An 11,429-nucleotide genomic window follows, 5' to 3' on the forward strand; every position below is an offset into this window, starting at 1 on the left:
GGCTCCTCGCCCGGCTGCGGCGCCAGCACGGCGAGCTGATGTTCCACCAGTCCGGTGGCTGCTGCGACGGCTCCAGCCCCATGTGCTACCCCGACGGCGACTTCCTCCTCGGGGACGCGGACGTGCACCTCGGGGACCTCGCCGTGACCGACGGGCCGGCGGACGAGCCCGGCGCGACGGGGGAGACCTTCGCCGTGCCGGTCTGGATGAGCCGCGCGCAGTTCGAGTACTGGCGGCACACGCACCTGACGATCGACGTCGTCCCCGGCCGCGGCGCAGGGTTCAGCGTGGAGGCGCCGGAGGGCGTGCGGTTCCTCATCCGGTCGCGGCTGCTCACCGACGCCGAGTGGGGAGCGCTGCGCTGAGCGCGGGCGGTCCCATGATGTGGGACGGCGCGGCCCGGACCTAGAGACCGACGGTTGCCGAGGGGTACGGTCCGACCGTCCGCACCCCCGTCCCGAGGAATCCGTCGTGACCACCGCCGCCCCCGTCCGTCCGCAGCGCTCCCTGCGCGCGCCCGCCCCGACCAGCGTGCCCGCCCCGGCCGCGCCCCCGGCGCCGCCCGTGTTCCGGGTCCCGCTGGCCGTGAGTGCCGTCGTCGGCGTCGCGCTCGTGGCCTGGACCGCGGCGCAGCACGGCGTCAAGCCCGCCGTGCTGCTCCTCCTGGGCATCGGCCTGGGCACGGCGCTCTTCCACTCGCGGTTCGGCTTCACGTCCGCGTGGCGGCGCCTCGTGGCCGTCGGGAACGGCGCCGGGCTGCGCGCGCACACCGTGCTGCTCGGCGCGACGGCGGTGCTGTTCGCCCTGCTCATCGGCTCCGGCGCCGGGCTGTTCGGCTCGGTGCCCGCGCCCAGCGCCGGGACCATCGGCGTGGGCCTGCTGCTCGGCTCGTTCCTTTTCGCGGTCGGGATGCAGGTCGGGGGCGCGTGCGCGTCCGGCACGCTGTTCGCCGTCGGCTCGGGGCAGACGTCGATCGTGCTCACGCTCGGCGGGTTCGTCGTCGGGTCGACGCTCGCCGCCTGGCAGGCGCCGCTCTGGCAGGACCTGCCCGCGCTCGAGCCGGTGCTGTTCGCGGACTGGTTCGGCGGCAGCGGCTGGGCGTGGGCCGGCTCCCTGGCCGTCACGCTGGCGCTGCTGTCGCTGGTGTGGGCCGCGTCGCGCGTCGTGCAGGCCCGCCGCACGCCGCCGCCCGAGGGTGCCGTCCCGTCCGCCCGCACGCCGTGGGCGCGCGTCGTGCGCGGGTCGTGGCCGCTGGTCGTGGGCGCCCTCGTGCTCGCCGTGCTGGGCGGGCTGGTGATGCTCGTCTCCGGGGGTGCGTGGGGCATCACCAGCGCGTTCGCGCTGTGGGGCTCGAAGCTCGTGGGGCTGCTCGGCGGCAACCCCGAGGCCTGGGCCTACTTCCAGCCGGAGCCGCAGGCCGCTGCGCTCGCCGGCCCGGTGCTCACCGACAAGACGAGCCTGACCGACATCGGCATCATCGTGGGCGCGGCGCTCGCGGCGTCCGCGGCCGGCGTGTGGAAGCTGCACACCCGCGTGCCCGCCCGGCTGGCGCTCGGCGCGGTCCTGGGCGGCATCGCGATGGGGATCGGCGCGCGCATCGCCGGTGGCTGCAACATCGGCGCCTATCTCGCCGGCATCGCGTCCGGGTCGGCGCACGGCTGGATCTGGGGCGCGGTCGCGCTCCTCGGCACCTGGGTGGGGCTCCGCCTGCGGCCCCTGTTCGGTCTCGGGGTGCCGGCGCCGCGCGACAGTGTTTGCTGACGGCCGGGGCCCGGCGGCGCACGGCTCCTACCAGCCGGCGAACCGCCCCACGGCCACGAACGCCGCGGCGAGCAGCAGGAGCACGTTGACCCACAGCTGCGCCAGCTCGCCACGGCGGACGTGCACCGAGATCGCCAACGCCTGCAGCACGACGAGGCAGGTCGCGGCGGTCGCGGTGAGCCACGGCTGGACGTCGGCGGCCAGGGGGAGGATCAGGCCCAGCGCGCCGGCGATCTCCGCCAGGCCGATGAAGCGCACCACGACGACCGGGAAGTCCTCCACCCACCCCATGGACGCGCGCAGGCGCTCGCGGCCGCGGGTCAGCTTGACGAAGCCCACCGCCAGGTAGAGCAGGGCCAGCAGCCCGGCGGCGACCCACAGTCCGATGTTCATCCGTGCCTCCTCGCGGCAGAAGCTCGTCGGCGGGGCGGCGGCGGTGCCTGGTGTCGTGCACGGTGCGGAGCGGCGACGCCGTCGTGCCTGCTGGGAACCTAGCGCGGGGACGTCGCGACCGGAACGACCATGCCCGTGGTGTCGGAGGGTCGGCGCCCGATATGTTCTCCCGGTGACCCGAGAGACCCTCCCCTCCCTGTCGGCGCTGCCCGCGTGGCTCGTGCCGTCCGTGTTCCTGCACTGGTCGGCCGACTGGCTGACGGAGTCCGTCGCGATCGCGACCCGCTCGCCCGAGCACCGGCTGCCGGCCGGCCCGGACGGTCCGCAGCGCGGGGACGTGGTCGTCACGGTGCTCGGCGATGCCGGTGTGGTCGCCGCCGTCGAGCTCATGGGCGCCAGCGACGGCGAGAGCTGGGTGAGCGACGACCTGTTCGGCCCGGACCGGCCGATCGTCTGGGCCGACCTGTTCGAGGGCGCCGACACCTACACGGGCACGTCCGGCTGGCTGCCGCCCGAGCACGCGCGCCTCGTGCTCGACGGTGTCGCGGACCAGTTCCGGGGCGGGCCCGTCCACACGCTGGACCCGGGCGACTGCGGAGCCGGCGCCACCGCGCCCGACGTGCACGCCCTGCGCATCCTCGGCCACCGGGCGGTGACGGGCTGGTCGATGCGCCGCGAGGAGCGCTGCGCCACCTGCGAGCGGTTCGTCGACGTGCACCGCATGCAGGCCCACGACGACGGCGCCGTCCGCCTCGGCACCACCACTGCCGGCGGGCGCACCCTCGAGCAGCTCGTGCGCGACGTGCACCTGCTGTGCGGGCAGTGCCACGACCTGCTGCACGCGCACACCGTGGCGTCGCAGCGCGCGCGGATGCGGCCCCAGTGCCCGGGCTGCGGCGCGCGCGGCAAGACCAAGCGGATCGTGTGGGGCATGACGTTCCAGGACGACGTGATGAACGCCGAGCCGGACGTCGTGTACGGCGGCTTCGAGGTGCCCGTGCCCACGCCCGAGTGGTACTGCACCGAGTGCCATGCGAACTTCGCGAGCAGCGTCATCGCGTCCCGTGCCCTCACCCCGGCGGACCACGGCGGTGCGAACGCGCTGCCCGCCACCGGGTCGCTCACGGTGGTGCCGGACCTGCCGGACGACGCCCCCGCCGCCTGACGGCCCGCCGACGCCCCGGCTGGTGCCGGGGCGTCAGGCCGCCGCGGTCACGGCGGTGCGCCGTCGACGGCGCACGATCCCGTGCTCCGCGGGCGGGACGAACGGCGCGAGCAGCAGCGGCATGCCGGCCTCCAGCGGTGTGCGGTCGGCCTTGCGCCCGTTGCACGCCTCGCACGCGGCGACGAGGTTCAGCCACGACGAGTCGCCACCGCGGGAGCGGGGGATCACGTGGTCCACGGTCTCCGCCGGGCCGCCGCAGTAGGCGCACGCCCCGTCGCGACGCTTCACGCCGTCCTTGGTGACCGCCGGTCGGCCGGCGCTGCGGTACCGCCAGCGCATCGCGACGTACCGCACCAGGCGCAGCACGCGGGGCATCGGGTACGGGCCGAAACGGTGGCCCTCGACCGCCTCCTCGACGACCGCGACCTCGCGGACCAGCATCGTGATGGCGTGCTTGACCGACACGCGGTGCAGGGGCTCGTAGCCCGCGTTGAGCACCAGCACGTCGGCCACGGCCCGGCTCCCTCCTCGTCGGTCCGGTAGCGTGTGTGAATCCGGTCACAGCATGCTGCCGAGGTGAAAGTATGCCGCCGAGGCGCGGAAGTCCAGGGCAAAGGCCGGCCGGGTGGTCGATGACGGAGGATCCCATGCGGCTCAGCGTCAACATCTTCACGTCGCTCGACGGGGTGGTGCAGGGTCCGGGCGGGCCCGAGGAGGACACCCGCGGCGGCTTCACCGAGGGCGGCTGGTTCGTCCCGTTCACCACGGACCCGGTGTTCGGGGAGGTCGTGGACGGCTGGTTCGCCGAGGTCGACGCCTTCCTGCTCGGCCGCACCACCTACGACATGTTCTGGGCGTCGTGGGGGCAGGTCACCGACCCGGACGACGCCCTCGCCGCCCGCATTGACGCCGGGCCGCGCTATGTCGTGTCCTCGACCCTGCGCGACCCGGCGTGGGCGGGGACGACCGTCATCGACCCCGCCGGCGACGCCTCGCTGGCCGCCCAGGTGCAGGCCCTCAAGGACGGGCGCGACGGCGAGCTGCAGGTGCACGGCAGCGCGCGTCTCGCGAGCACCCTGCACGTCCTGGGGCTCGTCGACGTCTGGCGCCTCGTCGTCGCGCCCGTCGTCGTCGGCTCCGGCGCGCGCCTGTTCGACGACGGGGCCACGCCCTCCGGGTTCGCCGTCACGCGGTCGCGCATCGGCGACAGCGGGCTGGTGTTCCTGGAGCTCGAGCCGCGGCCGCTGCGGCACGGCACCGCCGACGTCGTCGACGGCAGCCAGTCGGTCCGCGTCGAGGACTGAGGTCACGCGTCGTCGAGCGCCAGCGGCCGCACCTGGCCGCCGGCGGCGACGAAGAACCCGCGCAGCCGCACGCCCTGGGCGTCGGCCTGCTCGCGCAGGTCGCGGTTCCAGGCGCGGTCGTCGACGGTGAGCGTCGCGTCGCCAGGGCGCTCCAGCACGACGACGGCGCAGCCGCCGGGCGCCTCGTCGTCGACGACGCTGCGCAGCACGGTGCCCAGACCGACGAGGGCCGCGGCGTCGGGGCGCAGCGGAACGTCCTCGATCGGCAGGGCGAGGCCGAGGAGCCGGTCGTCGGCGTCGAGCCAGGTCACGGTGAGCGTGCGCCCCCGGGGGTGGACGCCTCCCGCGAGGAAGTGGGCGAGCTCCAGCAGCTCGGCGTCGTCGGCGACCTCGTCGCCCGGGCGGAACGGGGTGATGGTGTCCATGCCTGGCCACCCTGCCGGAGCCGACGAGGGCTCCGCTGCCGTTATCCACAGGCTCAGGTGCCCAGCAGGTCCGGGGTGAGCTCGTTGCGGCTGTCCACGCCGAGCTTCGCGACGACCCGGCCGAGCGTGTTCTGCACGGTGCGGACGCTGAGGTGCAGCTGGCGCGCGATCTCCTCGTTCGAGGTGCCGGCGGAGACGAGCGAGGCGAGCTGCCGCTCGCGGGGCGTGAGCCCCACGGCGCGGTCCACCGGCCGCACGATCGCCCCGGGCTCGCCCCCGTGCCTGCGCACCAGCTCGCGGGCCTCGGCGAGGGTCCGGCGCACTGCGGTCGCGTCCCCGGTGTCCTGCACGCGGCCGGCGGCGTGCGCGAAGGCGCGGGCGCCGAGGAGGACCTGCCCTTCGGTGACGAGCTGGCGTCCGATGTCGAAGGCCTCCTCCGCGGTCGCGTCCGACGCGTGCGCGAGCTGCACCAGCGCCGACACCAGACCGGAGCTCGTCGAGGAGCGCAGCGAGTCGAGGGTGGCGAGCCGCTCGGCGTCCACGGCGAAGTCCACGGCGAGGCTCCCGGCGACGCTGCCCGCCAGGATCGCTCCGCGGCCGAACAAGGTCTGGGCCTCCGCCCACAGGTCGTCCGCGGCACGACGGCGGGAATCGGTGGACTCGCCGTGAGCCCGGGTGTCCAGCAGCCCCGCCGCCCAGGTGGGCGTCGTGAAGGGGTAGGGGCCGAGCGTGCCGTGCTGTTGGTAGGCCTGCTGCACGAGCACGCTCGCGGACTCCCTCCGCCCTTCCATGGCGGCGAGAGCTGCCGCGACCGACCGGTTCCCGGCCTCGAACTGCCGGTGCAGCGTGGGACGCAGCCCCGTGGAGAGCACCGTCCCGAGATGGGTGTGCAGCTCGCTCATGCGCGCGCCCAGGAAGAGGGCAAGCGACACCACGTAGCCGTGCCCGTGGATCACGTCGGGGTCCAGCTCGGCCCGACCTCGTTCGAGGAGGGCCCGCGAGACCTTCAGGGCCTCGTCGTGCCGGCCGGCCGCGACGAGGGCGACCCCGCGGACGACGCCGGACCACACGGTCTGCTCGACGTCCTGACCAGGGGCCGACGCCGCGTCCCAGGCGAGCGCCCCGTCCGCGTCGGCGGACGCGAGCCGGCGCTGGGTCTCGACCCGCTCCACCGTCTGGCGTGCCACCTCGGGCACCGCTGGGGCGTCCAGCTCCTGGGCGCCGAAGGGCACCCGGTCGTGCAGGATCCGCAGCCGGCGCTCCTCGGCCTCGAGCCACGGCGCGAGGTCGCCCGCCGTCGCCCGCGCCACGGCGAGGGTCGCGAGAGCGCCCGACAGGTCGTCGTCCACCTCGGCCGCGACGTTCGCGCACCAGATGGTCCATCGGGTGCGCCAGACCGGGTCGTCGCCCGGGGGCGTCGCGTCGATGACGGCGTGGACGGAGGCGGAGTCCGCAGCCCCGATCACCAGCGTGCGGATGTAGGGGATCGCCGTCTTCGGCGACGGGCCCGCCTCCCACTCGTGCCGGCGGGTGAGCGTCGAGCGGTACCACTCCTCGGCGAAGAGCCGGTTGAGCACCGTGCCCGCCTCCTCAGGTCCCTCGCCCGAGAGGAACGGGTCGACGAGGGTCGAGGGGAGCGGGAGGCGCACCGGCAGCGGGCGGTCTATCGGGGCCGGGCGGCCCTCGGGACGCACGGCCCCCAGCCGCTCGTCGAGCTCGAAGCGGCGGATGCGGGGCAGGACGTGGCGGAGGTACTCGGCGACGGCGTGCGGGAAGAGGCCGACGACGAGATCCTCGCCCCGGGTCCCGTACCGGAGCAGGCCGGCTGCCTCGAGCTCCGCCAGGGCTTCCGTGGACGTGAGATCTCGAGCAGTGGCGACCGGCAGCGTGCCGGCGACCGCGAGAGTCTCGATCGCGGAGCGGGCGTGGGCGCCGAGCCCGTCGAGGAAAGGCTCGAGCGCAGGTGCCAGCTCGAGCGAGAACAGGTCGCCGTCGAGGTGCCAGGTCCCGTGATCCTGCCGCACGTCGCCTCGCCGCTGGGCGATCGACAGCATCGCCAGCGCGAGCCGCGGCAGGCCGCCCGACATGGTGAACAGCCTTCCCGTGAGCGACGCGGACACGGAGCCGGGCAGCACGCCGGCGACGAGGTCCTGCAGCGCGTCCAGGCCGAGGGCCGACAGGGTGACCCGGGTCGCCGGCTGGAGGTCGACCCCGGGAATGAGGTGCGCGCCGCGGCGGGGGCGTGAGGTCGTCAGGATCGGGAACGCGTGGCGCGCGTGCGTCGCCGCGACGACACCCGCCGACGTCTCGTCGATCGCGTCGACGTCGTCGATGACGAGGACCGCGCGGTGCGGCGCGAGCGCTGCCTCGAGCTGCGCGGACGCCACGGCCACGGCAGAGCTGCTGCGCGCGTCCGAGCGGGGGACCAGACCGGCGAGGGCGAGCACCTCGAGCGGGCGGTTCTGGAGCACACGGACCCCGTAGACGCGCAGCACCGTCCAGCCGGCGTCCTCCAGCGCGGCGGCGACCGCGCCGGCGAGAGTGCTGCGGCCCGAGCCCGGCAGGCCCACGATCTCGACGCTCGTGCCCGCCTGCAGCTGTCTGACGATGCCGTCGCGCATCCCCCGGTGCAGCAGTTCGGGTCCGGTGGCCACGGCCACACGCTAGCCGCGGCGGCACGGCACGGCGCGGGGAGGCTCGCACGCCCGGCCTGCACGAGTCGGCCCCACGGCGCACGGCGGCGTCGCTCGGCGCACGACCAGGTGGCCATCGAGGCACGTGCTGCGAGCAACCGGTCGTGCATCGCGCATCGGCGCCTTGAATCGATTCGAGGCCGCGACCCCGAACGCGAGGGCAGCAGGCCGCCACAGACGTCGCGAGGGAGAGCCCTCGCAGGACAGGAAGAGAACACCATGTCGAACAGAACGACGCGTCCGGTCCGCAACGGCCGGCGCATGGCACGTGCGGCGGGAAGCTCGTTCGTCGCAGCAAGCATCGCGCTCTCCGGCGCCGCGCTCGGGAGCATCCCGGCGCAGGCCGACGAGGGCGTCACGCAGGACGACGTCGTCGCGACGTCGACGGAAGACGGCGCCGGCTCCGACGACTCGGCCGGCTCCGACGACTCGGCCGGATCCGAGGACTCGGCCGGATCGGACGTTTCCGGAGACGGCTCTGAGGCGCCCGCCTCGTCGGGCGCTGACGATCCCGGAGACGGCGCTGAGACGTCCGAGAGCTCCGAGAGCCCGGCCACCGGCGCGGACGAGGGCTCGGCGGCCGACAGCGGCGCGACCGAGCAGAAGGCCCAGCGCTCCAGCTCGCAGAAGACCGAGGACCCCCAGACCCAGGAGAAGGAAGCCCGGGTCTCTGCCTCCGTCTCCGTCAGCAGCGTGACGGTCGAGGAGGGAAGGTCGGTCGTCGTCACCGGGACGACCACTCGGGCCGGGCTCGGCTTCAAGACCGTCGTGACGGTGAACGGCAAGTCCAAGGAGGTCAACTCGAAGAACTGGTCCGCCGACTTCGGCACGCTCAAGGCGGGCACGTACACGCTGAAGGCCGTGACTTACCAGAGCGCGCTCCTCGTGTGGGTCCCGATCGGCCAGGACACCGGCACTGTCAAGGTCAACGCGGTGCAGGTCCCGCCGACGCTCGGCGCGCCCAGCGTGACGTCGACCAGCTCGAACGACGGCGGCCACTACACGGACGAGTCCATCACGGTCTCCGCGAACGTGACCAAGGGCTCGTCGGCCATCAGCAGCGTGACGCTCCAGCTGAACGACACGTCGTACCCGATGACGGCGTCCTACGGCTCCTCCACCTACAAGGCGAGCCTGGGCAAGCTGCAGGCGGGCACGTACTCCGGCACGATCACGGCGACCGGCAAGGACGGGCAGAGGTCGACTCAGCAGGTCGCGTTCGAGATCCTGAAGGTCGAGAAGTCCGCGATCGAGATCGGCAAGATCGCGGAGATCACCGAGGGTGACACCGCCACCATCTCCGGCACCTCGACGCAGGGCCGGGACGGCAGGGGCGTGACCGTCGTCCTGTCGAAGGCGGGATCCTCGCCCAAGACCCTCCAGCCCAAGGTCGGGGCGGACGGCTCCTGGTCGGTCCAGGCCTCCGGCCTGAGCGCGGGTACCTGGACCGTCACGGCGAAGGTCGTCGGCACGCAGGCCGTCGACACCGGGACGCTCGTGGTGTCGAAGCTGGTGAGGCCCACGGCCGGCAGCCCCGTCGTGACCTCGGACGGTGCGGACGGCGTGCACTGGACCGACGAGAAGGTCACCTTCTCGGGCACGGTCATCCAGGGCTCCCACGCCGTGGACCACGTCCTGGTGAGCATCGACCGTGGCAAGTCGCAGAAGGTCGCTGTCAGCGGCGGTGCATGGACCCTGACCAAGGATGGCCTCTCGGCCGGCAAGCACACCGTGTCCGTCACGGCGGTCGACGTCAAGGGCAACGAGTCGTCGGCCAAGAGCACGCCGTTCGAGGTCAAGAAGTACACGGCGCCCCAGGTCTCCGTGAACGGTGGCCAGGTGTTCGAGGGCAGCTCCACCGTGATCACCGGCTCGGTGTCCGGGGACGTGAAGCCCCGGACCCAGGCGACCGTCACCCTGTCGCGGGGCGGCGTCGTCGTCGCGACCCTGACTGCGAACATCACCAAGGGCGGCTTCTCGGTCACGACTCCGACGGGCCTGGAGCCGGGCAGGTACGACGTCGTCGCTTCGGTGACGGACGTCCGTGGCGGCACGGTGAAGTCCAGGTCTGCGAAGCTCGAGGTCGTCGCGAAGGCGACCCTCGCGGCGAGTGCGAAGGTCGTCGCGAACGAGGGCAAGGAGACCGTGTCCGTGGAGGGCACCGTCACCTACACCGGCCCGGACGGCGCCACCGTCGTCATCGTCAACCCGTTCGGTCGGGACAAGGTGGTGAAGGGCGTCAAGAACGGCGACGTGCTGGAGTACTCGTTCGACTCGGGCAAGGCCTGGGTCTCCGCCGGGACGATCGACGTGGTCGCGTCGGTGGGCAACAAGCCGATGGGGCAGCGCGTCACGGCCAAGGCCCCCTACGAGTCGGGCCACGCGGTCAAGGTGACCGGCACGGTGGTCGCGGAGTCGTCGCTGGACGCGCACGGCGAGGTCATCCTCGCGGGCACGTTCACCAACACGAGCTCGGGTGCGGTCAAGGCCGTGCTGAGACTTCCGGACGGCACGACGATCGACCTCGGCTTGGTCCGCGCCGGCGAGGAGGTGCCCTGGCAGAAGCTGCTGACGGGGATCCGCGGCGTCGAGGCGGGTGACGTGACGGTCGACATGACCCGCGTGGTCCGCGACGGCCGCCAGGTGCAGAAGTTCACCGGTACGGCCTCGGGTGCGTACGCGGCGATCGGGTACGTGGCCCCGCAGATCCAGATCACCACCCCGAGCCACGGCACGACGTTCACCACGGACGACGCGGTGCAGGTCGGCTCGGCCCTCACCAAGGGGTCCCACGGGATCCAGTCCGTGACCATCACGGCGGTACGGGACTCCGGCGAGCAGTTCGTGCAGAGCCTGAAGGTCGCCGAGACCGACAGCCCGGTCGCCCGGGCCGCGGCACAGGCGACGACCTACGACGCCCTGTTCCGTGACCTGCCGGTGGGTTCGTACGAGGTGACGGCCACGGCCGTCGACTCGACGGGCGAGGTGGTCGACGACTCGGTGACCATCGAGGTCACCCGGGCGAAGGTTCCGGGTGGTGACGACGGCACCGACGGCACCGACGGCACCAACGGCGCTGACGGTGAGAACGGCACCAACGGCACCGACGGTGCTGGTAGCGCCGGTGGCACGGACGGATCGAGCGCCGGCACGGTCGGATCGCTCGCCGGCTCGGGTCTCGGTTCGGGCGGCTCGGACGGCGGCTCCGGTGCAGTGGAGTCCGGTGTGGTGGGCTCCGGCTCGCAGGACGCGACCACCGGCACCAGCGGGACGCTGCCGCGGACCGGCATGGACACCGGGGGCCTGCTGGCCCTGGTCGGTGCGCTGCTCGCCTCGGGCCTGGCGGCCCTGGGCATCCGGCGCCGCAAGGGCCACACCGAGGCGTGACCCTCGGGGATCTGAGCCCATCGGCTGAGACCCATCCGCGAAGCCCCCGCCACGGGAGACCGTGGCGGGGGCTTCGTGCTGCTCAGGCGTCGTCGAGCGCCAGCGGCCGCACCTGGCCGCCCGCCGCGACGAAGAACCCGCGCAGCCGCACGCCCTGGGCGTCGGCCTGCTCGCGCAGGTCGCGGTTCCATGCGCCGTCACCCTGCCGCACCGGAGAGGCCGCCCGCCGTGGTGATCCACAGGCCACACCACCCCCCCGCTGCCGAGCATGCGGTGGCGCACGTTCTGAGCGCTCAGAAGG

At 73.7% G+C, this 11,429-nt stretch carries 10 protein-coding genes; 5 read left to right on the forward strand and 5 right to left on the reverse strand.

Annotation, left to right across the window (positions count from 1 at the left end; genetic code table 11):
* A partial coding sequence (locus ACFQ80_RS21785) for a DUF779 domain-containing protein (protein WP_430565112.1) occupies positions 1 to 365 on the forward strand: 365 nt, incomplete at its 5' end.
* 106 nt (positions 366 to 471) lie between these two features.
* Entirely contained in the window at positions 472 to 1,761 is a 1,290-nt protein-coding gene (locus ACFQ80_RS21790; RefSeq protein ID WP_430565113.1) for a YeeE/YedE family protein, read from the forward strand.
* A gap of 27 nt (positions 1,762 to 1,788) precedes the next feature.
* Here ACFQ80_RS21790 and ACFQ80_RS21795 read toward each other — a convergent pair whose 3' ends face one another.
* The gene (locus tag ACFQ80_RS21795; RefSeq protein WP_430549597.1) at positions 1,789 to 2,154 is read right to left on the reverse strand and encodes a DoxX family protein; all 366 of its coding nucleotides are present in this window, start codon (positions 2,152 to 2,154) and stop codon (positions 1,789 to 1,791) included.
* 172 nt (positions 2,155 to 2,326) lie between these two features.
* Between ACFQ80_RS21795 and ACFQ80_RS21800 the strand changes: the two genes are divergently transcribed.
* Complete coding sequence (locus tag ACFQ80_RS21800) at positions 2,327 to 3,319, forward strand: hypothetical protein (RefSeq protein ID WP_430565114.1); 993 nt, start codon at positions 2,327 to 2,329, stop codon at positions 3,317 to 3,319.
* A gap of 33 nt (positions 3,320 to 3,352) precedes the next feature.
* On the opposite strand, the gene ACFQ80_RS21805 is transcribed toward ACFQ80_RS21800, so the two are convergent.
* Positions 3,353 to 3,832: an HNH endonuclease gene (locus ACFQ80_RS21805; RefSeq protein ID WP_430549599.1), complete on the reverse strand. Its 480-nt coding sequence runs from the start codon at positions 3,830 to 3,832 to the stop codon at positions 3,353 to 3,355.
* Between the two features lie 134 nt (positions 3,833 to 3,966).
* On the opposite strand from ACFQ80_RS21805, the gene ACFQ80_RS21810 reads away from it, so the two are divergent.
* Entirely contained in the window at positions 3,967 to 4,623 is a 657-nt protein-coding gene (locus tag ACFQ80_RS21810; protein WP_430565115.1) for a dihydrofolate reductase family protein, read from the forward strand.
* 2 nt (positions 4,624 to 4,625) lie between these two features.
* On the opposite strand, the gene ACFQ80_RS21815 is transcribed toward ACFQ80_RS21810, so the two are convergent.
* The gene (locus ACFQ80_RS21815; RefSeq protein ID WP_430549601.1) at positions 4,626 to 5,048 is read right to left on the reverse strand and encodes a hypothetical protein; all 423 of its coding nucleotides are present in this window, start codon (positions 5,046 to 5,048) and stop codon (positions 4,626 to 4,628) included.
* Positions 5,049 to 5,101: 53 nt separating this feature from the next.
* Positions 5,102 to 7,702 carry a LuxR C-terminal-related transcriptional regulator gene (locus ACFQ80_RS21820; protein WP_430565116.1) on the reverse strand — a complete coding sequence of 867 codons (2,601 nt, stop codon included), beginning with the start codon at positions 7,700 to 7,702 and terminating at the stop codon, positions 5,102 to 5,104.
* Positions 7,703 to 7,960: 258 nt separating this feature from the next.
* Between ACFQ80_RS21820 and ACFQ80_RS21825 the strand changes: the two genes are divergently transcribed.
* Positions 7,961 to 11,128, forward strand: coding sequence for an Ig-like domain-containing protein (locus ACFQ80_RS21825; protein WP_430565117.1), 3,168 nt, complete (start codon positions 7,961 to 7,963; stop codon positions 11,126 to 11,128).
* An 82-nt stretch (positions 11,129 to 11,210) separates the two neighbouring features.
* On the opposite strand, the gene ACFQ80_RS21830 is transcribed toward ACFQ80_RS21825, so the two are convergent.
* Positions 11,211 to 11,339 (reverse strand): hypothetical protein, encoded by a 129-nt coding sequence (locus tag ACFQ80_RS21830; protein WP_430565118.1) that lies wholly within the window; start codon positions 11,337 to 11,339, stop codon positions 11,211 to 11,213.
* Between the last annotated feature and the right edge of the window lie 90 nt (positions 11,340 to 11,429).

Origin of the sequence: Isoptericola sp. NPDC056578, assembly GCF_042793275.1 — a bacterium.
Taxonomy (GTDB): Bacteria; Actinomycetota; Actinomycetes; order Actinomycetales; family Cellulomonadaceae; genus Isoptericola.